Source organism: Rhodovastum atsumiense (assembly GCF_937425535.1).
In the GTDB taxonomy this organism is placed as follows: domain Bacteria; phylum Pseudomonadota; class Alphaproteobacteria; order Acetobacterales; family Acetobacteraceae; genus Rhodovastum; species Rhodovastum atsumiense.
The window spans coordinates 674882-700233 of record NZ_OW485601.1; the positions used below are offsets into that span (position 1 = coordinate 674882).

Annotated in this window: 20 protein-coding genes; 13 read left to right on the forward strand and 7 right to left on the reverse strand. The window is 70.1% G+C overall.

The genetic code is table 11. The annotated features are described in order from the left end of the window. Nucleotides 1–68 precede the first annotated feature (68 nt). Complete coding sequence (locus tag NBY65_RS02850) at nt 69–332, reverse strand: hypothetical protein (RefSeq protein WP_150041871.1); 264 nt, start codon at nt 330–332, stop codon at nt 69–71. 542 nt (nt 333–874) lie between these two features. Here NBY65_RS02850 and NBY65_RS02855 point away from each other — a divergent pair. The 6 genes from NBY65_RS02855 (at nt 875) to NBY65_RS02880 (ending at nt 7712) form a co-directional block, all read left to right on the forward strand. Next, nucleotides 875–3376 (forward strand): ligase-associated DNA damage response DEXH box helicase, encoded by a 2502-nt coding sequence (locus NBY65_RS02855; RefSeq protein ID WP_150041872.1) that lies wholly within the window; start codon nt 875–877, stop codon nt 3374–3376. Nucleotides 3377–3471: 95 nt separating this feature from the next. After that, on the forward strand, nt 3472–3864 hold the full coding sequence (locus NBY65_RS02860) for a flagellar basal body rod protein FlgC (protein ID WP_150041889.1): 393 nt from the start codon (nt 3472–3474) through the stop codon (nt 3862–3864). A gap of 111 nt (nt 3865–3975) precedes the next feature. Then, nucleotides 3976–4671: a ligase-associated DNA damage response endonuclease PdeM gene (pdeM, locus tag NBY65_RS02865; protein ID WP_203330538.1), complete on the forward strand. Its 696-nt coding sequence runs from the start codon at nt 3976–3978 to the stop codon at nt 4669–4671. Nucleotides 4672–4762: 91 nt separating this feature from the next. Beyond that, nucleotides 4763–6181, forward strand: coding sequence for a cryptochrome/photolyase family protein (locus NBY65_RS02870; protein ID WP_203330539.1), 1419 nt, complete (start codon nt 4763–4765; stop codon nt 6179–6181). Next, nucleotides 6178–6852 carry a metallophosphoesterase gene (locus NBY65_RS02875; protein WP_203330540.1) on the forward strand — a complete coding sequence of 225 codons (675 nt, stop codon included), beginning with the start codon at nt 6178–6180 and terminating at the stop codon, nt 6850–6852. The genes NBY65_RS02870 and NBY65_RS02875 overlap by 4 nt, the downstream gene beginning before the upstream one ends. A gap of 35 nt (nt 6853–6887) precedes the next feature. Then, nucleotides 6888–7712 carry an alpha/beta hydrolase family esterase gene (locus NBY65_RS02880; RefSeq protein WP_150041873.1) on the forward strand — a complete coding sequence of 275 codons (825 nt, stop codon included), beginning with the start codon at nt 6888–6890 and terminating at the stop codon, nt 7710–7712. A gap of 150 nt (nt 7713–7862) precedes the next feature. Here the strand turns inward: NBY65_RS02880 and NBY65_RS02885 are convergent, their stop codons facing one another. Beyond that, nucleotides 7863–8516, reverse strand: coding sequence for a DUF6134 family protein (locus NBY65_RS02885; protein ID WP_239002857.1), 654 nt, complete (start codon nt 8514–8516; stop codon nt 7863–7865). 137 nt (nt 8517–8653) lie between these two features. On the opposite strand from NBY65_RS02885, the gene NBY65_RS02890 reads away from it, so the two are divergent. The 3 genes from NBY65_RS02890 to gltA all read left to right on the forward strand — a co-directional run bounded on the left by NBY65_RS02890 (nt 8654) and on the right by gltA (nt 12451). Then, a complete protein-coding gene (locus tag NBY65_RS02890) occupies nt 8654–9187 on the forward strand; it encodes a SixA phosphatase family protein (RefSeq protein ID WP_150041875.1) in 534 nt (177 codons plus the stop codon). A gap of 5 nt (nt 9188–9192) precedes the next feature. Further along, a complete protein-coding gene (locus NBY65_RS02895; RefSeq protein ID WP_150041876.1) occupies nt 9193–10707 on the forward strand; it encodes a CYTH and CHAD domain-containing protein in 1515 nt (504 codons plus the stop codon). A gap of 433 nt (nt 10708–11140) precedes the next feature. Further along, nucleotides 11141–12451 (forward strand): citrate synthase, encoded by a 1311-nt coding sequence (gene gltA, locus NBY65_RS02900; protein ID WP_150041877.1) that lies wholly within the window; start codon nt 11141–11143, stop codon nt 12449–12451. 84 nt (nt 12452–12535) lie between these two features. Here gltA and NBY65_RS02905 read toward each other — a convergent pair whose 3' ends face one another. Next, nucleotides 12536–13411, reverse strand: coding sequence for a glycerophosphodiester phosphodiesterase family protein (locus NBY65_RS02905; RefSeq protein ID WP_150041878.1), 876 nt, complete (start codon nt 13409–13411; stop codon nt 12536–12538). Nucleotides 13412–13480: 69 nt separating this feature from the next. Between NBY65_RS02905 and cuyB the strand changes: the two genes are divergently transcribed. Further along, complete coding sequence (gene cuyB, locus NBY65_RS02910; RefSeq protein ID WP_150041879.1) at nt 13481–14182, forward strand: cysteate racemase; 702 nt, start codon at nt 13481–13483, stop codon at nt 14180–14182. 12 nt (nt 14183–14194) lie between these two features. Here cuyB and NBY65_RS02915 read toward each other — a convergent pair whose 3' ends face one another. Then, nucleotides 14195–16798 (reverse strand): ATP-binding protein, encoded by a 2604-nt coding sequence (locus tag NBY65_RS02915; protein WP_162530635.1) that lies wholly within the window; start codon nt 16796–16798, stop codon nt 14195–14197. 239 nt (nt 16799–17037) lie between these two features. Here NBY65_RS02915 and NBY65_RS02920 point away from each other — a divergent pair, with 239 nt between their 5' ends. Then, nucleotides 17038–17793 (forward strand): SDR family NAD(P)-dependent oxidoreductase, encoded by a 756-nt coding sequence (locus tag NBY65_RS02920; protein WP_150041881.1) that lies wholly within the window; start codon nt 17038–17040, stop codon nt 17791–17793. A 35-nt stretch (nt 17794–17828) separates the two neighbouring features. On the opposite strand, the gene NBY65_RS02925 is transcribed toward NBY65_RS02920, so the two are convergent. Beyond that, nucleotides 17829–19295 carry a M81 family metallopeptidase gene (locus NBY65_RS02925; protein WP_150041882.1) on the reverse strand — a complete coding sequence of 489 codons (1467 nt, stop codon included), beginning with the start codon at nt 19293–19295 and terminating at the stop codon, nt 17829–17831. A 669-nt stretch (nt 19296–19964) separates the two neighbouring features. Between NBY65_RS02925 and NBY65_RS02930 the strand changes: the two genes are divergently transcribed. Then, on the forward strand, nt 19965–21584 hold the full coding sequence (locus NBY65_RS02930; RefSeq protein WP_150041883.1) for a hypothetical protein: 1620 nt from the start codon (nt 19965–19967) through the stop codon (nt 21582–21584). Nucleotides 21585–21670: 86 nt separating this feature from the next. On the opposite strand, the gene NBY65_RS02935 is transcribed toward NBY65_RS02930, so the two are convergent. Beyond that, nucleotides 21671–23008, reverse strand: coding sequence for an MFS transporter (locus NBY65_RS02935; protein WP_150042751.1), 1338 nt, complete (start codon nt 23006–23008; stop codon nt 21671–21673). Nucleotides 23009–23055: 47 nt separating this feature from the next. After that, complete coding sequence (locus NBY65_RS02940) at nt 23056–24021, reverse strand: 2-hydroxyacid dehydrogenase (RefSeq protein WP_150042752.1); 966 nt, start codon at nt 24019–24021, stop codon at nt 23056–23058. Nucleotides 24022–24107: 86 nt separating this feature from the next. Between NBY65_RS02940 and NBY65_RS02945 the strand changes: the two genes are divergently transcribed. Next, the gene (locus NBY65_RS02945; RefSeq protein WP_150042753.1) at nt 24108–25289 is read left to right on the forward strand and encodes a citrate synthase family protein; all 1182 of its coding nucleotides are present in this window, start codon (nt 24108–24110) and stop codon (nt 25287–25289) included. The last annotated feature ends 63 nt before the right edge of the window (nt 25290–25352 follow it).

The window sequence follows — 25352 nt, forward strand, 5'->3', positions numbered from 1 at the left end:
GCACCGTCGCCACCGCGGCACCGGCTTTCGATCCGGCGTTCCGATCCAGCGTGATCGGAACACGGGCCTCAGGCAGCGAGGACCGACACCGTCGGAGTGGCCTGAACCTGGGCATCAACGGTGGCAACGACACCGCGACCATGCGGGAACAAGCGGTTCAACTCGTTGCACGCATCGATCTGGGCATGGCTGACATGGCTGAGCTTGCGGGCCGCCCAGTCGGCAAGCGCGGCGGCATCGGCCTGCGGATTCCCGGGGAGCCCGTCGGGGAAGGTCACCGAAATCCGCATGGTCATCGGAAGCTCGACCACGACGGTCGTATCGTCTGTCATTGTAGCGTCTCCTTCGCGCCGCGAATCAAAGAAGCGGGCGCATGGGCAGGGGCATTGCCAGGAAGTGCCAGGATCGCCGCGAGTGCCTGGCGCACTCCACCGACGACCGGAATGCTCCCTCCCACCCCGGTGGCCGCCCAGAGAACAGCCGCGGGGGAACTCTTCTCTTGCGTTGATTCTACCTTAAGATGCTATGGTGCACTGCACCATTGTCCTTTCCGATTTGCTCCCATGCTGTAATCGGATAATGATGAACCTCGGGTTGAATATCTTTGCGCTGCGGAACAAAAAATCCGCACCCGGCGCTGCGTGATCAAGGTCACGGCGCAGGACTTTCCGGTATTCTTCGGACCCGGGATTGCGTCTGGCAAGATATTATCGACCGCACGACCGCCGCACCGGTCTCAATCTTACTTCGAAACAGTCATTTGATCCATTTTCGTCACGTTGCCGCATGGCGAGCGGACGCGTGGCACGGTCTGTGGCGCACGCACCGTCCCGGGCCCTTTGCTCCGCCCGCGCGCGCCTGATATCTCCCGGCAATGGCTGGAACATTGCCAGAACCCTTTGCCGCCTGGTTCGCCCGCCAGGGATGGACGCCACGCCCGCATCAATGCGAGGTGCTCGCCGCCGCCCAGTCCGGGCGTGACGTCCTGCTGATCGCCCCCACGGGGGGCGGCAAGACGCTCGCCGGCTTCCTGCCCGGCCTCGTCGCGCTGCACGCCGCCCCGCGCCCGGGGCTGCACACGCTTTACGTGTCGCCGCTCAAGGCGCTTGCCACCGACATCGCCCGCAACCTGACGCGCCCGATCGAGGAGATGGACCTGCCGGTCAGCATCGGCACGCGCAGCGGCGACACCCCCGCCGGGCGCCGCCGCCAGCAGCGCGAGCACCCGCCCAACCTGCTGCTGACCACCCCCGAGAGCCTCGCCTTGCTGCTCTCGCTGCCCGACGCCCCCGCGCAGTTCGCCGGCCTGGCCACGATCGTCATCGATGAGATCCATGCGCTCGCCGGCAGCAAGCGAGGCGACCAGCTGGCGCTGGGCCTGGCGCGACTCGGCACGCTCGCCCCCGCCGCCACCCGCATCGGGCTGTCGGCCACCGTGGCGCACCGGGCCGCGCTGGCGGCCTATGTCGCGCGCGACGGAAACAGTGCCGGCGTGGAGGTGATCGCCGTCACCGGCGGCGCCCCGCCCCGGATCGGCATGATCCTGCCGCGGGACCACCTGCCCTGGTCGGGCCATATGGGCCTCGCCGCCGCCCCCGAGATCCTGGCGCGCATCCGCGCCGCCGGGATGACCATCGTCTTCGTCAACACCCGCGCCCAGGCCGAATTGCTGTTCCAGGAACTGTGGAAGCGTAACGACGAGACCCTGCCCATCGCCATCCACCACGGCAGCCTGGAGCCGGAGCAGCGCCAGCGCGTCGAACAGGCAATGGCGGCCGGCCGGCTGCGCGCGGTGGTCGCCACCTCCTCGCTCGACCTCGGCATCGACTGGGGCGGCATCGACCAGGTGCTGCAGGTCGGCGCCCCCAAGGGCGTGTCCCGGCTGCTGCAGCGCGTCGGCCGTGCCAACCACCGCATGGACGAGCCCTCCTCCGCCCTGCTGGTGCCGGCCAATCGTTTCGAGGTGCTGGAATGCGAGGCCGCCATCCTCGGCGTGGCGGCGCAGGAGCTGGACGGTGAGCCGCCGCGTCCGGGCGGGCTGGATGTGCTGGCGCAGCATGTGCTGGGCACCGCCTGCGCCGGCCCGTTCCTGCCGGATGCGCTGTACGCCGAGATCCGCCGCGCCGCCCCCTACGCCGCGCTGCCCCGGCGTGACTTCGACGACGTGCTCGGCTTCGTTGAGAACGGTGGCTACACCCTCGCCGCCTATGACCAGTACCGGCGCCTGTTTCGCGACGCCGAGGGGCGCGTGCACGTCACCTCGGAGCGCGTCGCCCGCCAGCACCGCATGAACATCGGCACCATCGTCGAGGAGCCGCTGCTGCAGGTGCGCTACGCCGGGCGGGGCGGCGCCGCGCTCGGCGAGGTCGAGGAATATTTCGCCAACATGCTGACCCCCGGCGACACCTTCATCTTCGCTGGCCGGCTGCTGCGCTTCCTGCGCCTGCGCGAGACCATCTGCGAGGTGATCGACGGCGGCTCCGGTGATCCCAGGGTCCCCGCCTATGCCGGCGGGCGCATGCCGCTGACGACCAACCTCGCCGACCGCGTGCGCGCGCTGCTGCAGGACCCGTCCGGCTGGGCCGCCTTTCCCGCGCCGGTGCGCGAATGGCTGGCGCTGCAGAAGGCCCGCTCCCGCCTGCCCGGCCGCGACGACCTGCTGGTCGAGACCTTTCCCCGCGGCGACCGCTGGTACCTGGTCGCCTATTGCTTCGAGGGCCGCAACGCGCATCAGACGCTCGGCATGCTGCTGACGCGCCGCATGCAGCGATTCGGCTTCGCCCCGCTCGGCTTCGTCGCCACAGATTACGTGCTGGCCTGCTGGTCCGCCCACGAACCCCACGACATCGCCCGGCTGTTCGAGGAAGATTTGCTCGGCGACGACCTGGAAGCCTGGATGGCCGAAAGCTCCATGCTGCGCCGGACCTTCCGCACTGTCGCCGTGATCGCCGGCCTGATCGAGCGCCACCATCCCGGTGCCGGCAAGAACCGCCGCCAGGTGACGGTGAACTCCGACCTGATCTACGACGTGCTGCGTCGCCATCAGCCCGACCACATCCTGCTGCGCGCCACCCGCGCCGACGCGGCGGGGGGACTGACCGATATCGCCCGCATCGCCCTGCTGCTGCGGCGCGTGCGCGGACGCATCCGCCACATGGTGCTCTCGCGCGTCTCGCCGCTCGCCGTGCCGGTGCTGCTGGAAATCGGGCGGGAGAACGTGCGCGACGACGACGCGGACGATGCCCTGCTGGAAGAGGCCGAACTCGTCGCCGAGGCCACCGGCCTGGCTGAACCACCACCGTTCCGGCCACGCCCGGCCAGGCCGCGGGCAGGCCCGGCCCGGGGGGATCCGCGGCAAGGCCATCTGTTTGGGTGAAAACCGCTCCGGACAACTCTCTTTTTCGTTAATAAAGCAAGACGGATTGACAACTTTTAGTTGATAACTTAGATTACAGGACACTGGAGGGGCACATGGATGCGATGATGACAGCCGTTTCGGGCCTGACTGCCGCGGCAAGATCGCTCGATGTCATTGCCTCGAACGTTGCGAACGCGCGGACAACCGGACGCGTTCCGACCGCCGGTGCGCCGCAAACCACCGCCTACCAGCCGATCGACATCGTTCAGATCGGGAACGCGACAGGCGGCGTCGAGGTCACCTATCGCCCCACCGTCCCGGCCACCACGGTCGAGTACGACCCCACGTCACCGCATGCCAACGCCAGTGGCCTGGTCGCCGCCCCGAACGTCGACCCGGCTGCCGAGGTGGTGAACCAGTATGCTGTTCTCGCCGCCTACGAAGCCAACTCCGCGGTGATGCGCGCCGCGAACCGGATCCAAGGCTTACTGGACAGGCTGGTCTGACACGGCGCCCGGCGGCGGCTCGCGGCATTTCCCCGATCCCGGACTTGATCGGGCGTGCCGTTCTGGCACAGGTGTGGGCTTCAGGCTTTTTTCGCGGATGCCTCTCCGACAGTGACCACTGCCCCTCTCCATCTTGGCGCCGAGCGTCTCATGCTCGATCCCGCCGGCGCGTTGTTCTGGCCAGCCGGACGCCTGCTGGTCGTCGCCGACCTTCACTTCGAAAAAGGCTCGGCCGCGGCCGTGCGGGGCGCGTTGCTGCCGCCCTGGGACACGCGCGCGACCCTCGACAAGCTCACCACCCTGCTGCGCCGCTACGCGCCGCAGCGCGTGGTGGCGCTCGGGGATTCCTTCCACGACGCCGGCGCCGCCGCCCGGCTGCAGCCGCAGGACCATGCCCGCCTCACCGCCATGGCCCAGGCCACTCCGTTCACCTGGGTGCTGGGCAACCATGACCCGGCGCCCCCCGCCGGCCTGCCGGGCGAGGCCATGGTCGAGTTCCGCGCCGGGCCACTCGTCTTCCGCCACGAAGCCGTGAACGGCCCGGCCAGCGGCGAGATCTCCGGCCATTACCACCCGAAGGCCCTGGTCCCGGTGCGTGGCACGGCGGTCTCGCGCCCCTGCTTCGTCAGCGACGGCCGGCGCCTGATCCTGCCCGCCCTCGGGGCCTATACCGGCGGGCTGGACGTGCGCGATCCGGCCATCGCCCGCCTGTTCCCGCGCGGCGGCCGCATCTTCCTGCTCGGGCGCGACCGGCTGTTCAGCTTTCCCTACGGCGCCTTTCGCGCCGATCGCGACAGGATGACCTGACCGTGAACCGGGGGACGCAGATTCGAACGCTCACCCTGGCCAGATCACGCCACGCCCGTATATCGGCGGCACGCATGATCCGGCAGGCCGCATGACCTCTCCCGTTCTCCTCTGGCTGCATCGCGAACTGCGCCTTGGCGACAACCGCGCCCTGCTCGCGGCGGTCGCCAGCGGGCAGCCCGTGCTGCCGATCTTTGTCCTCGATGACGAGACGCCCGGGGCATGGCGCCCCGGCGAGGCGTCACGCTGGTGGCTGCATCACAGCCTCGCCGCCCTGGCGGCCGATCTCGCCCGGCTGGGTGCGCCACTGCTGCTGCGGCGCGGGCGCATCGCCGACATCCTGCCGTCCCTGGTGCGGGAAACCGGCGCCAGCGCGATCCATGCCGGCCAGCCGGTCGAGCCCTGGGCACGGCGCGTGGCCGCCGAACTGCCACGGCTGGCCGGCGTGCCGCTCGTCCTGCACCGCACCGTCACGCTGTTCGACCCGGAGGCGCTGCGCAGCGGCGCCGGCACGCCCTACGCGGTCTTCACCCCCTTCTCCAAGGCCTGCCTTGCCCGGGGGCCGGCCGCCCCCCCTCTCCCCGCGCCCGCGCACATCCTCGCCCCGGAACGGGTCCCGCCGTCCGACCCTCTGGAGGCATGGGGCCTACTCCCAGGCCAGCCGGACTGGGCCGGCGGCTTGCGGGGGACCTGGACACCGGGCGAAGCCGGCGCCCGGCAGCGCCTTGCCGGCTTTCTCGACCATACCATGGAAGCCTATGCCACCGCGCGCGACCGGCCGGACATGGACGGCACCTCCCGGCTCTCGCCGCACCTGCATTTCGGCGAGATCAGCGCCGACCAGCTCTGGCACGCCGCCCGGGCCGCCGGCGACGGCCCCGGCCAGATCGCCTTCATCCGCGAAATCCTGTGGCGGGAATTCTCCGCCCACCTGCTCTGGCATCATCCCACCCTGCCGGAGACCCCGCTCCGGCCGAACTTCGCCCGCATGCCCTGGCAGACGGCCCCGCGAGCGCTCCGTGCCTGGCAGCGCGGCCGCACCGGCCTGCCGATCGTCGATGCCGGGATGCGCCAGCTCTGGCAGACCGGCTGGATGCATAATCGCGTGCGCATGATCGTCGCCAGCCTGCTGGTCAAGCACCTGATGCTGCCCTGGCAGCAGGGCGAGGCCTGGTTCTGGGACACGCTGGTGGACGCCGATCTCGCCAACAACGCCGCCTCCTGGCAGTGGGTGGCGGGCTGCGGCGCCGATGCCGCCCCGTTCTTCCGGATCTTCAACCCGGTGCTGCAGGGCCGGAAGTTCGACCCCGATGGCAGCTATGTCCGCCGCTTCGTCCCGGAGCTGGCCCGCCTGCCCGATCGCTGGATCCACGAGCCCTGGGCTGCCCCCGCCGACGTGCTGGAAGCCGCCCGGTTGCGCCCCGGCATCACCTATCCCGCGCCGATCGTCGACCTAGCCGCCGGGCGGGCCCGCGCGCTGGCCGCCTTCGCCAGCCTGTCGGCCACGTGATCCCGCCGCGTACCCCGCTGCGGGTGGTGGGCGACGTGCACGGCGACGCCGTCGGCTTCGCCCGGGCCGCTGACACCGAGCGTTTCGTCATCCAGCTCGGGGACCTGACGGATAACGGCCCCGACAGCGCCGGTGCATTGCGCATCGCCTTGCGCCTGCGGGCGGAGCGCCGGGGCCTGTTCCTGCTCGGCAACCATGATCACAAACTCGCGCGGCGGCTGCTCGGTCGCGAGGTGCGCACCGATGCCGCCCTGGCAGCGACGCTCGCCCAGCTCGACCCGGCGCTGCAGGCAGAGGCGCTGGAGGCGATCCGCCAGGCCCCGGCCTGGCTGCGCCAGGGCACCCGTTTCTTCGTCCATGGCGGCTTCCACACGACCATGCTCGCCACCCCGCCGCCCGCCTTCGGCACCAGGCCCACCGGCGCGCTCGCCCGCGCCCTGTTCGGCCAGACCACCGGCCGCATGCAACGCGACGGCTACCCCGAGCGCGTGCTCGACTGGATCGACCGCATCCCGCCCGGCCTGACCGTCTATTGCGGCCACGACATGCGCTCGACCGACGGGCGCCCCTGGATGCGCCAGGGCGCGGCCGGGGGCACGGCGGTGTTCCTGGACACGGGGGCCGGAAAGGGTGGACATCTCTCCTGGATCGACCTCCCCGGAGAGGGCTGAGATGTCTCCCTGTCTGCCCGGGCCGGGCTGACGCCATGCGCGCCCTGCCCGCCGTCCTGCTGCTCTCGCTGGCCGCGGCGGCGCCCTCCGTCGCGCCGGCCCCGTCCGCCACCCCGGCCACCCCCTGCGAACCCTGCCATGTCCCGGGCGGCATCTATCACGTCCATGCCCCGCCGGGCTGGAACGGCACCACGCCGCTGCCGCTGCTGGTGTTCCTGCACGGCCATCGCGGCAGCGGCGCCGGCATCCTCGACAACCCCGAGGTGACCGGCCCCGCCGACCAGCTCGGGTTCCTGCTGGTCGCCCCGGACGGCGCCGGCGGCGACTGGTCGCACCAGGGCGCGCCACGCCAGACCCGCGATGACCGCAGCTTCCTGCGTACGGTCGTGGCCGATGTGCGCAAGCGCCTGCCGGTTACTCACACCATCGTACTTGGCGGCTTCAGCAGCGGCGGCTCGATGGTGTGGGACATGGCCTGCTTCGCGCCGCTCGGCTTCACCGCCTTCCTGCCCTTCGCCGGCGGCTTCTGGGAACGCATGCCCACCGCCTGCACCGCCCCGGTCAACCTGCGGCACGTGCACGGCACCGCCGATCCCGTGGCGCCGCTCGCGGGCCGATCGATCGGCGAGCGCTGGCGTCTGGCCGACATCCACCGCGGCTTCACGATCTGGCGCGAAACCGACCGCTGCCAGGGCGAACCGGACCACCGGGTCAGCGCCGGCGAACTGGATTGCATGGTCTGGTCCTGCCGCACCCGCCGCACCCTGGAACTTTGCCTGCATCCGGGGGGACACGAGATCGAAGGCACCTGGCTCGGCGAAGGACTGCGCTGGGCCAGCCGCCTGCCGGCGCAGCGCTGAAAGGCAAGGGCTCCGCCCTTGACCCGGCAGGGGTCAGGGGACCCCTGCACCCCAGGTGCGCTGCGCGGCGAAGAATGGGATCCAAGGGCGAAGCCCCTGGCGAGGTCCAGGGGCAGAGCCCCTGGTCGGGTGCGGGGTGAAACCCCGCGCTCATTCCGGCAGGTAGGTAATCAACTTTCCATTGCGGTGGAACCGCAATCCCGCCCATCGTCCTTCCAGGTCGTACCAGACATCCACATCGGTGCCGACCGTCACCGAGTGCCGCCACCCGCGCAGGCTGCCATCACCGCCGGGCAGCGTCTCCAGCGGACCCGCCGTGACCTGCTTGTCGTACATCTGTCCGTCCTGGGCGCTGAACAGCGGCGCGGCCAGCACCGCGCGGTTCCACCAGGTCGAGGGCAGTGCGGCCGCCGGCGCGATGTGGCGGCCGGCGCTGCCTTCGACCGTCACCCCTCCGCCTTGCCGCATCGCCCGCATCCACAGCTTCGTGCCGTCGTCATTGGTCTGGCTCTCGATCCGGACGAAAGTCTGTCCCTGCCATGTCTCGACGGCCTGGTGGGTGAAGCGGAACACGGTCAGCGGGCCGACCGTCACCGCCAGCCTGATCGTGCTGGACGCTTCCAGCGCCTCGCCACGGCGGCTGAAGCGTACGGCATGGGTGCCGATGGGCCTGCCATCGGCGAGCACGCGGAAACTGCGGTCGGTCGCGAGCAGCGCGGCGCCGGCCGCGCCGGCTGGCAATGCCAGCAAACCGGCCAACATTGCCCGCCGGCCAAGCCGCAGCCATGGGCGCTCATGGGTCATCACGATGGGTGTTTCTCCAAGCATCCCGGGAACCGCCGGGCGCTGCCCAAAGCTTAGGCATGGGCGCAGACACGACAAGCGGCGCAGGACGTGGCAGACTTCCGCCCGATCGTTCCCTGGAGAGGCAGACCGCCGCCTTGCGCCAGTTGTTGCTGATGCGTCACGCCAAGTCCTCATGGGACGACCCGAAGCTGTCCGACCATGCCCGGCCGCTCAATGCTCGCGGCCGTCTGGCGGCCGCGACCATGCGTCGCGCCATGCGCGATCTCGGGCTGTCCCCCGATGTGGTGCTGGTGTCATCGGCCCGCCGAACGCTGCAGACGCTCGAAGCGCTGGAGCCGTGGGACGAGACGCCGCTGGTCGAGCCGATGGACGCCCTTTATCTCGCCACCACCGGGCAATTGCTGCAGGTGCTGCGGGGTGTGGCCGAAACCGCCCGCAGCGTGCTGCTGATCGGCCACAACCCGGGGCTGCACGAGCTGGCCATGACCCTGGTCGGCGCGCATGCCATCACCCTCGGGGGCAACGCCGTGCAGCGCCTGGCCGAGGGCTACCCGACCGGTGCGCTCGCCGAGTTCGCGGTGGCCGGCGCCTGGCGCAACCTGGGCGAGGGCGGCGGACGGCTGCTGCGTTTTCTCTGTCCCCGTGACCTGCCGGAGCTGGCGGTCTGAACGCCATGCACATACGCCTGCCGGATACGGCCGAAGCCACCGTTTCTCCGTCGCGTTCGCCATCGCTTTCGCTCGATCTCGCCCTTGCCCCCGACGAGGCGTCGCGCCTGCCGCGCCTGCTGCAGGCGACACGGAATCGTGCCACGACGCTGCGCCTCATCTGGCACGACACGGCGGATGGCGCGCTCGCCGCCGAAGGGCTGGCGCTGCTGGAGCGCCGCCAGGGCCGCACCACCATCTGGCTGCTGCAGCGGATCCTGCCCGGGCCGGAGGAGCTTGCGCCGCCCGGCACGCCCTTCCCGGTGCTGGCCGAGGCCGCGTCTCCCGAGCTGCTCGGGTCGGACCTGCCCGCCGACCTGACCCCCATCGCCACGCTCGAGGGGCGGGCGCGGCCCTTCGCCGGCGCCGGAGGCGTGGAGGCGATGCTGCTGGCCGGCACGCTGCACGCCGGCGATGTTGAAGGCCCCTGCGCGCGCCTGCTGTTGCGCGGCCCCGCCGGCGCCGTCGCCACGGTGGTCACCACGCTGGCCAGTACGGTCGCGCTCACTGTCCCGGCGGCTTCGCTGGCGGCGGAAGCGGCGGCGCTCGCCGGCCGGCCGCTGCCGCCGCGCCGGCTCGGGGCCCCCTCCCTGGCCGCGCGCAGCACGGTCGGCGAAGCCTTCGCGCACATCGTCGCGCACCTGACCGACGTCGTCCTGCACCATGCCCCCGCCGCGACGGCGGCGCAGGCCCCCGTGCCGGTCCACCAGATGCGGGTGGCGCTGCGTCGCCTGCGCTCGGCCACCGGGCTGTTCCGGCGCGCCGTGCAGTGCGAGGAACTCGATGCTGTCACGACCGGCCTGAAGACGCTGGCCCGCACGCTCGGGCCGGCGCGGGACTGGGACGTGTTTACCACCGGCATCGGCGCGAAGGTCGGCACCGTCTTTCCTGCCGATCCGGCGATCACCCGCATGCTTGCCGCCGCCGAGCGGCGGCGCCAGGAGGCCTATGGGACGTTGCGGGCCTGGCTGGACGGCCCCGAGTTCCGTCACCTCGCCCTGGCGCTGGCGATGCTGGCCGCGGCGCGGCCGTGGGACGCGCCGGGCGATGGCGATGGCGAACGGGCCCGACAGGCGCGCCGGCTGGCGATGCCGCTGTCCGACTTCGCCTCTCGCGTGCTGGAGCGGCGACTTGCTCCCTTGCGCAAGGCCGGCGACGACGTCACCGCGCTGCCGGTGGAAACCCTGCATCAGCTACGGATTGCCGGCAAGCGCCTGCGCTATGCGGCTGAATTCTTCGCCCCCCTGTTCCCCGGGCGCGGGACCCGTCGCTTCATCCGCCGCCTCACCGCGCTGCAGGAAGCGATCGGGCATCTCAATGACGCGGCCGTGGCGGCGGGGCTGCTGGAAGAAATCGGTGCCGCCGGCAGCTACGCCGGCGGCGTGGTGCAAGGCTTCGTCGCCGCGCAGGCGGGTGACAGCCGGGCCGAGATCGCACGCTGCTGGAACCGCTTTCACCGGCTGGATCCTTTCTGGAACTGATCGGGCGAGGCGGCTTTCCAGGCGAGGTCCCGGAGACAACGGTTGAATTCGCCCGACCGACGCGATAGGCGTCGGCGCCCCGGAATACTCCCGCGGGGTCCCGCCTGGTTCCAACATGGTCGCCCCGGACCATCCCCAGGGGCGGATCCTGCGTTGTCGTGAGGGAGTCGGCCGGGCGGCGGGGTGCCCTTCAGGCATGCCCGGACGGGGAATTTCGCGATGACGGAGGTGTAGGCACAGGCCAATGGCGTGGGCTGCGGCGGGACGGCACCAGGCCGAACGCCTCCCTGCGCGGTTTTTGCTGCAGGCGCGAAGGTTGCGTGTCCGCCATCCCGGTCCTAGTGTCCCGCATAGCCGAGGGGATCGCGCCGGATCGCGGCCAAGGCGCATAAATGCGGCGGCGAATACGCCGCCTGGAAATGAGGGAAGATTCATGAGCGGCACGAATGGCGGCGGATCGATCACGGTCACGCTCGATGGCACGAACAAGTCGACGCGGCTGCCGCTGATCCCGGGCAGCATCGGCCCACAGGTCGCCGACATCCGCAAGCTTTACGACAGCGTCGGGGTGTTCACCTACGATCCGGGTTACGGCAACACCGCCTCCTGCGAAAGCAAGATCACCTACATCGACGGCGACGCCGGCATCCTGCTGCACCGTGGCTACCCGATCGAGCAGCTCGCCGAGCATTCCAACTTCCTCGAAGTGGCCTATCTGCTGCTCAACGGCGACCTGCCGACGCCCAAGCAGAAAGCCGAATTCGAGATGGGCGTGCTGCGGCACAACATGGTGCACGAGCAGCTGCGCAGCTTCTACAACGGATTCCGCCGCGACGCGCATCCGATGGCGGTGATCTGCGGCGTGGTCGGCGCGTTGTCGGCCTTCTATCACGACAGCCTCGACATCAATAATGCCGACCATCGGCGCATCGCCGCCTTCCGGCTGATCGCCAAGGTGCCGACGATCGCTGCCTGGGCCTACAAATATTCGATCGGCCAACCGTTCATGTACCCCCGCAACAATCTCGGGTACGCAGAGAACTTCCTGTACATGATGGGCGCGGTGCCGCCCGAGGAATACAAGCTCAATCCGGTGCTGGCGCGGGCGATGGATCGCATCCTGATCCTGCATGCCGACCACGAGCAGAACGCCTCGACCAGCACGGTGCGGCTGGCCGGCTCGACCGGCGCCAACCCCTTCGCCTGCATCGCCGCCGGCATCGCCAGCCTGTGGGGGCCCGCCCATGGCGGCGCCAACGAGGCGGTGCTGAAGATGCTGGGCGAGATCGGCCATGTCAGCAACATCAAGTCCTTCATCGAAAAGGTGAAGGACAAGAACAGCAACGTCCGCCTGATGGGCTTCGGCCACCGGGTCTACAAGAACTACGACCCGCGCGCGAAGATCATGGCGCAGACCTGCCACGAGGTGCTCGAGGACCTCGGCATCAAGGACGATCCGCTGCTCGACCTTGCCATGGAGCTGGAGAAGATCGCGCTCGACGACGAGTATTTCGTCAGCCGCAAGCTGTACCCGAACGTCGATTTCTACTCTGGCATCATCCTCAAGGCGATGGGCTTCCCGACCAGCATGTTCACCGTGCTGTTCGCGGTGGCGCGCACCGTCGGCTGGATCAGCCAGTGGAAGGAACAGGTCGAAGACCCGAGCCAGCGCATCGGCCGTCCGCGGCAGATCTACACCGGCGCGGTGCAGCGGAATTTCGTGCCGCTCGCCCAGCGCGGCTGAGCCTCCGCCATTCCTCTTGCGCGGCCCGGTCGGCACTCGCCGGCCGGGCCTTTTTCATGGCGCTCGCCGCGGGACGACGGCGCTCTATGCGCCCGGCAGCGGCAGCCCCGCCCGCGCCATCACCGTCCGCGCCAGATCCGGCCGGTCGGTGCAGATCCCATCGACCTCCCAGGCGATCAGCCGTTCCATGTCGGCCGGGTCGTTCACCGTCCACGGCACCACGCGCAACCCGAGCGCGTGCGCTTCCTCGATCTCGGCACGCTGCAACCCGACATGGGAAGGGGCCCAGCACGCCGCTCCCGCCTCGGCCGCCACCGCGCGCGGCACCGAGCCGCCGTAATCGGCGGGCGACGGTCCCCCCCACCACAATGCCGCCGCGGCCACCGTCCTGGCATTGGTGAGGAAGGTCAGTTTCAGCCCCGGCCGCAGCGCGCGGGCATGGCGCAGGCCGCGCCAGTCGAAGGAGCGCAGGTCGAGCCGCCCGAGCGCCCCCGCCGCTTCCGCCACCGCCAGCACGCGCTCGGCCATCTCGGCAGGGGGCACGGTCAGCTCCGGCCGGTCGGCGATCGTTTTCAGCTCGGCATCGATGCGCACGCCACCGGTGGCGCCGAAGGTGGCGGCGAGCGTGGGAATGCGCGCGCCGTCCTGCGCCACCTGCGCAGCGGCATAACCGGTGTCGGGCCGCAATCGTCCGACGTCGTACTGCATCAGCTCGGCGAAGCTCAGGGCGTGGATCGCCGGCCCCTCGCCGGCCAGCCAGGTGCCGTCCGGGCCGCGCACGATGTCGCCATTGAGCGTCGCATCGTGGAACACCACCGGCACGCCGTCGGCGGTGACGCCGATGTCGAGCTCGATCGCGTCCACGCCCAGGGCGATGGTCGCCCGGAATCCCTCCAGCGTGTTCTCGGGAAACAATCCCCGTGCGCCGCGATGCCCTTGCAGTTCGAACCGACGTGCCATGCATGACCCTCCTGCCGGGCGCTTAGGCGCGTGCTTGCGCGTCGGTCAAGTTAGCGGGAGGCTGGCCGCATGAGCGAACGCATTCTCGGCGTGCTCGGCGGCATGGGTCCGCTGGCGAGCGCGCAGTTCATGGCCCGGCTGACATTGCTCACGCCGGCGGCCCGCGACCAGGACCACGTGCCCGCGATCCTGTGGTCGGACCCGCGCGTGCCGGACCGGACCGCGGCCCGGCTTGGCGGCGGCGAGGATCCGCTGCCCTGGTTGCGGCGCGGGCTGCGCGGACTGAAGGCGGCCGGCTGCGGCGCGGTCGCGATTCCCTGCAACACCGCCCATCTCTGGATCGACGGGATGGCGGAGGAAGGCCTGCCCATCCTGCATATCGTCGATGCCGCCGCCGCAGCGCTGCGCGCCGTGGTGCCATCCGGCCCGGTGGGGGTGCTGGGCACGGCCGCGACGTTGCAGACCCGGCTTTATCAGGATCGTCTGGACCGCATGGGCTGGACCTGCGTGACGCCAACCCCCGAGGAAATGGACGGGCTGGTGTCGCCGGGCATCGCCGAGGTGAAGGCCAACCGGCCGGAAGTGGCCTTCGCGCCGCTCGCCGCCGCCGTGCGCGCGCTGGCCGGACGTGGCGCGCAGGCGGTGGTGCTGGGCTGCACCGAGATTCCGCTCGGGATCCAGGCCGGCCCCGCCGACAGCCTCGGCGTGCCGGTGGTCGATACCATCGACGCGCTCGCCCGCGTTGCCATTGCGTGGGCCAAGGGCGACTGACAAGCCGTCACGTCAGGCCGCGTTTTCTTCCGCCGCCCCGGGCGGGTGGATGCCGCCACGCCCCGTCATCACCTGGGCGATCGCATCGGCGAGCCGGTCGGCGCTGATCGGCTTGGTGGCGAAGTGGTCCATGCCGGCGGACAGGCAGGCCACCTCGTCGCCGCGCAGGGCATTGGCGGTCAGGCCGATGATCGGCACGCGCGCTTCCGGTCCGGGCAGGCGGCGGATCGTGGAAGTGGCGGTCAACCCGTCCATCTCCGGCATCATCACGTCCATCAGCACCACGTCGGGCATGGCGGCGCTGACCGCCTGCAACGCCTCCAGCCCGTTGGTAACGGCGGTGACCCGGTGGCCGAGCCGTTCCAGCATGCGGGTGGCAACCAGGCGATTGGTGGCATTGTCCTCGGCCAGCAGCACGTGCAGGCCCTGGGGCCGTTCCGCCGGCTCGGCCGGATCGGCTGCCGGCGCCATGCCGCCGGGCGCCGGCTCGGCGGCATCGGCCCGCAGCAGGATGTCGAAGCGGAACGTGCTGCCCTTTCCCGGCGCGCTCTCGACGGCGATGCCGCCGCCCATCTGCTCGACCAGTCGCCGGCAGATCGCCAGGCCAAGCCCGCTGCCGCCGAAACGACGCGAAATCGAACTGTCGACCTGGGTGAACGCCGTGAACAGGCGCTCCTGCGCGTCCGGGGCGATGCCGATGCCGGTATCGGTCACCGTGAAGGCAAGCCGCACGCGGCCGGGCTCGGCCGGCAGCGCGGCAACCCCCAGGCGCACCGAGCCCGCCGCGGTGAACTTGATGCCGTTGCCAAGCAGGTTCAGCAGCACCTGGCGCAGCCGCCGGGCATCCCCCGAGGCGCGGCGCGGCACGTCCCCGGCAATGTCGAGCCCGAGCGTAAGCCCCTTGGCGCGGGCCTCGGACGACAACAGCTCGATGGCGTTGCCGGCGACGTCGCGCACGTCGAAGGCGGTATCATCCAGCTCGAGCCTGGCGGCATCGAGGCGGGAGAAATCGAGGATGTCGTTGATCAGTTGCAGCAGGTGATTGCCGGATTCGAGCACGATACGCACATAGTGCTGCTCGGTGGCGCCGAGCTTCATCTCGAGCAGCAGGCCGGCGACGCCGATGATGCCATGCAGCGGCGTGCGGATCTCGTGGCTCATCACCGCGAGGAAATCGCTGCGGGCGCGCCCGGCGGCCTCGGCGGCATCGCGGGCGGTGGCCAGGGCCTGCTCGTTCTGGCGGCGCTCGGTCACGTCGGTATAGGTGCGCACCGCCCCGCCATCGGCCAGCAACTGGGTGCGCACTTCCAGGACGGTGCCGTTGAGGCGCTCGCGCTCGTAGATGCCGTATTCCATGCTGATGCCACCGGAGACGACGAAGCGCAGGAAATCGGGATCGATGTGCTCGGGCGGGCCGAACTCGCCGCTGTCGAGCTGATGGCGCAGGATGTCGTTAAAGGCGGGCCTGTGACGGTCGAGCAGTTCGGGCGGCAGGGAGAGCAGCTCGATGGCGCGGCGGTTGATCACCGGCACCCGCCCCTCGGCATCGATCATGATGACGCCCTGGCTGACATTCTCGAGCGTGGCGGTCAGCGCCGCCTGCGACTGCAGCAGCCGCCAGCGCTGCACCAGCAGCGCCGCGGCCGCGGCCGCCACCAGCAAGGTCAGGCAGGCGCCGGCCACGTTGTACTTGCGACGGTCCTGGTAATACGGGGCCAGCGCCTCGGTGGTGTCGCGGCCGACCACGACATAAAGCGGGTGCATCAGGCTGGGCAGGGCAACGCGGCGAAAGCCGATGACCCGCTCGATGCCGTCCACCTCGCTGATCCCGCGGAACGCCCCGCTATCCCGCCCGGCCGCGGCTTCCTCGGCCAGCCGTCCGACGACATGCCCGGACGCGGGATCGGCGGCAGCGGGGGCGCGGGCCCGGATCACGCCGTCGCCGCCAACCAGCAGCACGATGCCCCGGCCGATTTCCAGCGACCGGAAGAAGCGCTCGAAATGGCTGGGATCGACCGTGACCACCAGCGCACCGCCATAGCCGCCATCGGGACGGATGATCCGGCGGGACGTATGCAGCGCGGCACGGCCGGAAAGGCGGCCGATCACCGGGACGCCGACGCACAGCCGGTCCTCGGTGCTTTCCTTCTGGCTGCGGACGTGTTCGCGGTCGGACAGGTCGGTTCGGGATGGAATCAAAAAACTGGACTGGCGAACGATGCCATCGGGTCCCACCAGGCTGAGGTGAAGGTCAGGCGCAGTGAGAAATTGCCGGCGCACGAAGGCGGGCAGGTCGAAGGCATCCGGATCGGCGGCATAGGCGTCGCGGGCGAACAGCAGCAGGGCGTCGATCTGCTGCAAGGTGGCAAAGGTGGAATCGGCCAGCGCGCGGGCGAGGTTGCTCGCTTCCAGCCGGGCTGCCTGCTCAAGCTGCAGGCGCTCCTGGCGGAGAAAGATGCCGATGCTCGCCCAGATGCCAAGGATGATGCTGAGCACAAGGACGTAATGGAGGATGCCGACGTCACGGCGGCGTCGGCCGCGCACGGCCGGGGCCGGCAGCGGCATGGTGGCGTGGCGCAGGCGCCGGCAGACCGTGGAGATCGGACCGGGAAACATGGCTGGCCTTCCCCTGCGGGCACGGGAGACAACACCGGGGCCATGCCTGCCTCCGAAGGCCAGGCGACCCGGGAGTGGAGGCGATGCCTGGCACTCGTGCGGATGATACCACGCCATTGTTTGCCTCAAGATCAACGGCGCGTCGAGATTTCGTCCCGGCCGGCCGCGGCGGTGCGGCTTGTCCGGCACGACGGACGGATGGAATAGTGCCTCGCAACGGCAAGACGGGAACGGGGGACATGAACCTCTTCGACCTGACGGGCAAGGTTGCCATCGTGACCGGTGGCAATGGCGGCATCGGCCTGGGCATGGCGCGTGGCCTGGCGGAGGCCGGGGCCCGCGTGGTGCTGGCCGGCCGCGATGCCGGCAAGGGCGGGCAGGCGGCGCGCGACCTTGGCGGCGAGGCCGGCTTCATCGGCGCCGACGTGACCCGCAAGGCCGATTGCGAGCACCTGGTGGCCGAGACCGTGCGGCGCTGCGGGCGGCTGGATATCCTGGTCAACAACGCCGGCACGGCGATCCGCAAGAGCCCCCAGGACTACACGGAAGCCGAATGGCACCAGGTGATGGACACCAACCTGACCAGTGCCTTCCTGATGTGCCAGGCGGCCTATCCGGCGCTGCTGCAGGCCGGGAGCGGCAAGGTGATCAATATCGGCTCGGTGATGTCGCTCTTCGCCGCACCGCATACCGCGCCCTATGCCGCGAGCAAGGGCGGGCTGGTGCAGTTCACCAAGGCGATCGCGACCGCCTGGGCGAAGGATGGCATCCAGTGCAACGCGGTGCTGCCCGGCTGGATCGACACCGAACTGACCCAGGGGGCACGCAGGCAGGTCGAAGGGCTGAACGACGCGGTGCTGGCCCGCACGCCGGCGGGTCGCTGGGGCGAGCCCGCCGACCTCGCGGGGATCGCGGTGTTCCTGGCCGCCAGGGCTTCCGATTTCGTGACCGGGGCGGCGATCCCCTGCGATGGCGGGTACTGCGCCCGCGGCTGAGCGGAAAGCCCCGGCGAAGAAGCGGGAAGGTTTGCTCAGGAACCGGCCGCCCCCCCCAGGCGCATGCCCTGCGGGGAGCGCCGGCCGGGCCTGTGGCCGGCAGCCCCGGCACACAGCGGATCCGGCAGCGGTCTCCGGCGCGCGCCTGCCGGGCGCGCCGGCCAGGGAGCCAGGACATCAGGACTGGCCGGGCCCGGACAGGCACAGGTGACGATGTCGGGAAAAAGCAGGCCGAAGGCGGCACGGGCGGCGGCATCTCCCTTGACGGCCACCACGCGCTGCGCCTCCAGATCGATGCCGGCCTGCCGGAACAACGCCGGCGTCGCAGGCGTCGGACGCTCGCCGAGCAGGATCGAGAGCCGGCCGGACTGCAGCACGGCGGCTTGCGGCAGCAGGCGGGCGACCCGGACCCTCAGATGGAGGGGTGGGCCATAGACCGGGGCGACCCCGGCGCCCAGCGATTGCTCATAGCTGGCGCCGACCCCGGCGGCATGGGCGAGCGCAACGGCATCTGCATCCGCCAGTACGCCGAACGCCATGGCTCCAGGAAAGCCGGACAGCCCGGCAAGGGCACGCAGCAAGGCGGTCGTGTCGCCGACGCCGCCTGCCTCGGGCGCGTCGGCGGGGTCGAGCATCAGCACCCGGCGCCCCCCCGCGCCGAGCCGCACCAGGGCCTCGGCCGGGAACGGCGCGACAGGCAGGTTGGCGGCGTGGCCCGATGCGAACCGCGACGCCAGCCGGGCGGCCGCCTCGCGGGCCAGGCCGGCGTCACGGTCGGCCCAGGCCAGGGCGGTGGGGATGGCCCAGGGTGTGTCGTTCCAGGGAAAGCCGGTGAAGGCACTGGCATCCAGCAATTTCCGGCCGGACGCCCCGTCGCCGCCGTGCCGCAACGGGGGAATGGCGGATAGCGGGCCGGCGGGCGGCGGAGCCCGCGCGATCGCGCCCACCGGACGCACCTGGCCGGCGAGGATCGCCTCAAGCAGCGAGAACATCCGGGCGGCGGCGGCGCCCCCCTCCCCGGGGGCCTGCACCACGGTGGTCCCGTCGAGCAGCAGGGCGATCTCGTCGGAGATGCTGGCGCGCGGGTCGAGGGTCGCAACGATCGGCAACCGGCGCGCGACCATGCGCAGGCATCTCAGGATGGTGGTTTCGACCGACCGATCCCCCTCGGCCTGCGCGGCCCCGTGCAAGGAGAGGTAAAGCGCGTCGAATCGCCCGGGGCGCAAGGCAGCCGCGACATCGGCGAGCCAGGCCCCGACGACCTCCGCGCCGAGCGGGCCACCGGGAGGCGCGGCGGCACAGCGCAACATGGCGACGTCCCAGCCCGGACGGGTGGCCAGGAAGGGAGCGATGGCATGGAACTCGCTGCCGGGCAGACGGGGATGCGCCAGCGCGTCCCCTCCCTTGACCCATTCCCAGCGCTGCAGATCCGCCAGCCGCGTTCGGCGCGGATTGAAGCTGTTGGAGCAAAACCACAGACGGGCGACGGCCAGACGCGCCATGGCTGTTTCCGGAAACGGAATTCCGGGTCCTGGATCGATGGGATCAGTGTTCTGATATCGTATTGATTCCGAGATGTAACGTGGAAGTGATGTCGATTTTATGTCATCAGAAATCAGCCAGCCATGTGTTACATATTGTAATTTATTCCTGTTTCGCGACAACGTGGCGGGTCAGTGCGATGACCCGGGTGGGGGTGACACGATGTCATCCAGGATCGCACCGCGCCGTCCGGCGCCCGAACAAAAGCCGGCTGGCTGGCCTGCGCCAGATCTCAGCATGGTCGAGATGCCGCAGCGGGCGATGGGGGAAGGTCCCTGGCACAACCCGCGGGAAGCGTAACACTTCCCTTGTCCCATGACTGTATTTCGGCACGACCATCCACGTGCGCAATGTATAAATCACGATACAAATTCTGCTTCCGATTATCATTTTTCATGGAATATCAGCATTCTTCCTGATGTCCGTTGCGATGACATCGTCGATGACGGCCGGCGCATTTCTGCTGCGACGGCGGCGCAGGCAACGGCATCTTGGCGAAAGCGACGAAGTACCGTAACAGCAGGCCAACATGCCACAGAGGGTTATCGTGTCGGACAGGACATGGCCGCCACCTCAGGCGTTTGCCGGCGCCGGCACGACACGTCCCAGCAGGACCATCTGACCCCATCATGCCCAGCGACATCAATGGGATGCCGCCAGCCGCGCTGCGGCGACGCCTGGATCTGCCGGGCCTCGTGTCGATGGCGATCCTGCTCGGCGCGCTGCTCCTGGTGCTGATCACGGCGACCGGATCGCCACAGAAAGACGACGTGGCGTGGCTGCTGTACGTCGCCCGCAAGTGGCTGGGCGGGCAGCGCCTCTACGACGACATCATCGAAGTCAACCCGCCGCTGATCGTCTGGCTCTACGCCCTGCCGGCACAGGTCTCGGTCTGGACCGGCCTGGCGCCGAAGACCGTGTCCGCGCCGTTCTTCGCGGCCATCCTGATGGGCTGCGCCTGGTGGACCGCCACGCTGTTGAAAGGGCAGGCCGCGCTGTTCGCGCGCAGGCTGCCGGTGTTCGGCGCCATCGGCACGGTGCTGCTGCTGCTGCCGGGCGTGGAGTTCGGACAGCGCGAACATCTTCTGGTGGCGACCGCCCTGCCCTACCTCGCCCTGTTCGCGCGGGAACGCGCCGGCACCGGCGTCTCTGCGCGCCAGGCCGCGCTGATCGGCGCCGTGGCGGCCCTGGGCTGCGCCCTGAAGCCCAGCTACGTGGTGGCCTTCGCCGCCCTCGAAGCGATGGGGCGGCTGCACGGCCTGCGGCTGTTACGCCCCGCGCCCCTGGCCGCCGCGGCGACACTGGCGCTGTACGGGCTGGTGGTGCTGACGGTCTGCCCCGCCTTCCTGGAAAAGGCGGTCCCCCTGGCGCTGGCGTTGTATGGCGGCACCGACACACCGATGTGGGACCTGCTGACCGAAGGCCGCCTCCTGATGGCCGGGGTGGCCGTGCTCACCATGCTGGCGCTGCTGGCACGCCCGATCCTGCCCAAAGGGGAAGCGCTGCCGCGCCACCTGCTGGTGGCGGCCGCGGTCTTCGCCACGGCGGCCACCCTGTCCTACCTGCTGCAGGGCAAGGACTGGTTCTACCATCGCCTGCCCGCGACCACCGTGACCATCCTCGCGCTGCTGGCGTGGAGCGCCGCCATGCTGGGGCAGAGGCCCTGGGCAAGCCGGCGACACCTCCTGCGCGTCGCGGTCCCGGCGACCCTGGCACTCTCGATGCTGGCCTGGTTCGGGCAGGATAACTACCAGCGCATGGAACGCTGGATCACCGCGGCGGTCGAGCCCGACCTCTCCACCGAGGTCCGGCTCGAGCGGCTGGTCAAACGCGAGCACGCCAAGACCTATATCGCCTTCTCCGAATGGATCGCGCTCGGCTTCCCCGTGGTGAACGATACCGGCGTGACCTGGGCGAGCCGGTTCGATTCGATGTGGGCCCTGAAAGGCGAGCTGTGGCGGGCCCGCCAGGACGGGGCGGCGCCACAGGCATGGCCGATCCGACGCTGGATCGCCCGCGACTTCGTGGCCAACTGCCCGGATCTCGCCGTGGTGGATACCCGCGAAGGCATCAACTACGTGGCGGTGCTCAGCGCCTCCGATCCGGACTTCGCCGAAGCCTGGTCCCGCTACCGGCAGATCGCCTCCTTCGACGGGTTGCGGGTGCTGCGGCGCGACGAGGCCGGTTGCGTGCCGACGCCACGGCCCGGTCGCGCGCGGATGACGGCGACCGCGATGGAGCCGCCCTGAACGACGAAAAAGTCCAGGGCTCTGCCCTGGACCCGGCAGGGGCCATAAGGCCCCTGCACCCCATAAGCGCTGCGCGGCACAAGGCCTCATGCCGCCTGGACGCGCTCGATCCTGCCCATCACCAGCAGGTAGACCAAAGCTGCCACCACGCAGTGGGCGGCGACGAAATACAGGCCCACGCTGTAGCCTCCGGTGGCCTGCACCAGATAGCCGAAGATGATCGGCGTCACGATGCCGCCGATATTGCCGATGCAGTTGAAGATCGAACCGGCCAGGCCCACCGCTTCCTTCGGCGCGGTGTCGCTGACCACGGCCCAGGTTCCCGCCCCGACAGCCACGCCCTTGCCGAAGAAGGCCAGCGCCATCAGCGCCACGATCAACGCGTTGTCCTCGGTGAAGGCGGCCAGGACCAGGCTGGCCCCCACCATCATGCCGACGATGTAGGGCGTCTTGCGCGCCCAGGACACCGACCAGCCGTGGCGGATCAGCGCGTCGGAAGTCGCGCCGCCCACCATGCCGCCGAGGAAACCGGCAACCGAGGGCACGAAGGTGGCGAAGCCCGCCTGCATGATGTTCATCCCCCGCCCCTGCACCAGATAGATCGGGAACCAGGTGATGAAGAAATAGCTCAGCGCGACGCCACAATACTGGCCGATATAGGCGCACCACAGCATCCGGTTGCCCAGCAGCGTACGCACGATCGCCCAGGACGCATGCTGGCGGACCTGCAATTCCTTTTTCGAATCGATGTCGACCAGCGCGCCACCGGCGATGATGTGGTCCAGCTCGGCCTGGGACACCCCGGGATGGTTGCGCGGCGTGCGCATCACCACGGCCCAGACGACGGCCGCGAACACGCCGAGCACGCCCAGCGCGAAGAACGGCGCCGGCCAGCCGAACATCGACACCAGCCAGCCGGAAATCGGCGAGAAGATCGCCACCGCGACATAGGACGCGCAGGCGAACACCGAGGTGGCCAGTCCACGTTCCCCCTTGGGGAACCACATGACCGCCACGCGCGCATTGGCCGGGAAGCTCGGGCCTTCGATCAGGCCGACGGCGAAGCGCAGGGCAAAGAGCAGCGCGACCGCGATCGACACCTCCGCCGTGATCTCGCCGATCACGCCGATCAGGAAGGTCGCCACCGACCACAGCACCAGGGCGGTGCCGTAGACCTTTTTGGTACCGAAACGATCGAGCAACAGGCCGCCCGGAATCTGCCCGACCACGTAGGCCCAACTGAAGGCCGACAGGACATAGCCGAGCTGGATCGCCGACAGGCCGAATTCCTTTTTGATCCCGGCCGCGGAGATCGACAGGATTGCCCTGTCGGCATAAGCGATCGTCGCGAGCAGCAAAATGACCGCGAGAATCGTGTAGCGGACGCGGGTGATGGTGCCTGTCCTCGCTTGTTCGGCAGGCATCGCTTGCACCATTCCTTGCATTGTTCCCTCCCCTGCGGGGCTTCGGGTCAGACGGGGTTGATCGGTGGTTTCCCGGCCATCACGGCCGCGATGTTGTCGAGCGCGTCGAACCCCATGCGATTGCGGGTGGCGACCGTCGCGCTGCCCATGTGCGGCGTGAGGAACACGTTGGGCAGTTTCGCCAGGCGCTCGTCGAAATCCGGCTCACGACGGAACACGTCGAGGCCGGCGGCGAAAAGCTGGCCGGATTGCAGCGCGTCGATCAGCGCGTCCTCGTCCACCAGCGAACCGCGCGCGGCGTTGACGAACACCGCCCCGCGCGGCAGCCGCGCGAAGGCCTCGCGCGTCATCAGCACATCGGACCCGCCGGGAAGATTGAGCGAGAGGATGTCCGACTGCGGCAGCAACGCCGCCAGGGTCGCGCAATAGGTCGCGCCCGCTTCCAGTTCGGGCGGCAGGCGGTTGCGGTTGTGATACAGGATGGTCATGCCGAAGGCGCGCGCGCGATGCGCCACCGCCCGGCCGATCCGCCCCATGCCGACAATGCCCAGCCGGCAGCCGCCGATCTTGCGCCCCAGCATGTCCGGCAGCCCGAAAGGCCGGCGCCAGCCATCGCGCATGATCGCCTCGTACTCCGCGGCCCGGCGGCAGGCGGCGAGGATCAGCAGCAACGTGAAATCGGCCACGCAGTCGGTCAGGGCGTCCGGCGCATTGGTGACGATGATGCCGCGCCCGCGCGCCGCTTCGACATCCATGTGGTCATAGCCGGCGCTCGGGTTGGCGATGATCTTCACCGAGGCCGGCAGCCGGGCGATGTCGGATGCGGTGAAGCCGGCCTTCTTGCCGCTCAGGATGGCTTCGATGCCCTTGGCATGACAGGCTTCGATGACGGCATCGGCATTCAGATCGCGGTCGGCGATGACGGCGTCGAATTCGGCCCGTGCCCGCGCGATCGTTGCCTCCGGCATGCGCCGCGCGATGAGCACGCGCGGCTTGTCTGCGACCCTCTCCATCCCTGCTGACCTCGTCGTGTAACCGTCTTGCCCGCAACTGTCATTGACGGTACGACCTATCGTCAATATTGATTGAATTGATCAACATGACCGCCTGGTACACACAGCAGGAAGCCTGCGCGGCGCTCGGGGTCCGGCAGCAGACCCTGTATGCCTATGCCAGCCGGGGCCAGATCGAGGTCTGCCCCGACCCCGCCAATCCGCGTCGCAGCCTCTACCGCGCCGAGGACATCACGGCGCTGGTGCGCAAGCGCGAGCGCGGGCGCACGCGCGACAGCATCGCGGCGAGCACCATGTCATGGGGCGAGCCGATCATTCCGACCCGGATCTCGACGATTTCCCACAACCGGCTGTTCTACCGCGGCACCGACGCGGTGGCGCTGGCCGCCACCGCCACGCTGGAAGAAGCGGCGCAATTGCTGTGGGCCGCGGAGAAGCAGCCGCATTTTCCCGCCTGCGCCTGCGACATGACGCCGTCGCTGCCGCGCGCACGGGCCTATGGCGCGCTGGGTCTCGCCGCCGCGGAAGGATCGCCGGCACATGCCCTGTCGGCGGCGATGATGCAACAGGAAGCGGCCGCGCTGGTCGGGCGGCTGGCCAGCGCCTTCGTCGGCATCGCCGGGGACGAAGCCCCGCTGCACCGGCGGGTGGCCCGCGCCTGGGGCTGCGAAGCCCGCGCGGAGCTGCTGCGCCGCGCCCTGGTGCTGCTGGCCGACCAGGAACTCACCAGTTCCGCCTTCGCCGCCCGCGTCACCGCCTCCACCGGCGCATCGCTGGGGGCCTGCGCCCTGGCCGGGCTGGCCACGCTCTCCGGGCCGCTGCATGGCGATGCGACGGTGCGGGTGCAGGCGCTGCTCGATGACGCCCAGCGCAGCGGGGCGGAGGAAGCGGTGCGACGCTGGCTGTCAGGGGGCCTGCCACTGCCGGGCTTCGGGCACCCGCTCTATCCGGACGGCGATCCGCGTGCCGCCGATCTGCTGGGGGCCTTCGTGCCCTCGCACAGCACCCGCAGCGTGGTGGAATGCGTCTCCCGCCTCACCGGCCTGCGCCCGACCATCGATGTCGCCCTGGCGGCCCTGGTCGAGCAGTGCCGCCTGCCGCCGGGCAGCGCCTTCGCCCTGTTCGCCATCGGGCGCAGCGTCGGATGGATGGCGCACGCCATGGAACAGGTGGCCCATGGCAGTCTGCTGCGCCCCCGGGCCCGCTACATCGGGCCGGAGATCATCGCGGCGGATCCGCCCGCCGGGACCGTCCGCGAGCCTGGATAGGCCAGGCCCCGGACAGGTCGGCGGCGAAACTCCCGCAGGAGGACCGCCGCCGTGCCGGACCGA

Excerpts from the sequence above, each read along its gene's own strand:
- NBY65_RS02920 (WP_150041881.1), top strand. The coding sequence starts at position 17,038 with ATGAACCTCTTCGACCTGACGGGCAAGGTTGCCATCGTGACCGGTGGC.
- NBY65_RS02940 (WP_150042752.1), bottom strand. The coding sequence starts at position 24,021 with ATGGAGAGGGTCGCAGACAAGCCGCGCGTGCTCATCGCGCGGCGCATG.
- NBY65_RS02915 (WP_162530635.1), bottom strand. The coding sequence starts at position 16,798 with ATGTTTCCCGGTCCGATCTCCACGGTCTGCCGGCGCCTGCGCCACGCC.
- NBY65_RS02855 (WP_150041872.1), top strand. The coding sequence starts at position 875 with ATGGCTGGAACATTGCCAGAACCCTTTGCCGCCTGGTTCGCCCGCCAG.
- NBY65_RS02935 (WP_150042751.1), bottom strand. The coding sequence starts at position 23,008 with ATGCCTGCCGAACAAGCGAGGACAGGCACCATCACCCGCGTCCGCTAC.
- gltA (WP_150041877.1), top strand. The coding sequence starts at position 11,141 with ATGAGCGGCACGAATGGCGGCGGATCGATCACGGTCACGCTCGATGGC.
- NBY65_RS02880 (WP_150041873.1), top strand. The coding sequence starts at position 6,888 with ATGCGCGCCCTGCCCGCCGTCCTGCTGCTCTCGCTGGCCGCGGCGGCG.
- NBY65_RS02885 (WP_239002857.1), bottom strand. The coding sequence starts at position 8,516 with ATGACCCATGAGCGCCCATGGCTGCGGCTTGGCCGGCGGGCAATGTTG.
- NBY65_RS02895 (WP_150041876.1), top strand. The coding sequence starts at position 9,193 with ATGCACATACGCCTGCCGGATACGGCCGAAGCCACCGTTTCTCCGTCG.
- NBY65_RS02925 (WP_150041882.1), bottom strand. The coding sequence starts at position 19,295 with ATGGCGCGTCTGGCCGTCGCCCGTCTGTGGTTTTGCTCCAACAGCTTC.
- NBY65_RS02850 (WP_150041871.1), bottom strand. The coding sequence starts at position 332 with ATGACAGACGATACGACCGTCGTGGTCGAGCTTCCGATGACCATGCGG.
- NBY65_RS02945 (WP_150042753.1), top strand. The coding sequence starts at position 24,108 with ATGACCGCCTGGTACACACAGCAGGAAGCCTGCGCGGCGCTCGGGGTC.
- NBY65_RS02860 (WP_150041889.1), top strand. The coding sequence starts at position 3,472 with ATGGATGCGATGATGACAGCCGTTTCGGGCCTGACTGCCGCGGCAAGA.
- NBY65_RS02930 (WP_150041883.1), top strand. The coding sequence starts at position 19,965 with ATGCCCAGCGACATCAATGGGATGCCGCCAGCCGCGCTGCGGCGACGC.
- cuyB (WP_150041879.1), top strand. The coding sequence starts at position 13,481 with ATGAGCGAACGCATTCTCGGCGTGCTCGGCGGCATGGGTCCGCTGGCG.
- NBY65_RS02905 (WP_150041878.1), bottom strand. The coding sequence starts at position 13,411 with ATGGCACGTCGGTTCGAACTGCAAGGGCATCGCGGCGCACGGGGATTG.
- NBY65_RS02870 (WP_203330539.1), top strand. The coding sequence starts at position 4,763 with ATGACCTCTCCCGTTCTCCTCTGGCTGCATCGCGAACTGCGCCTTGGC.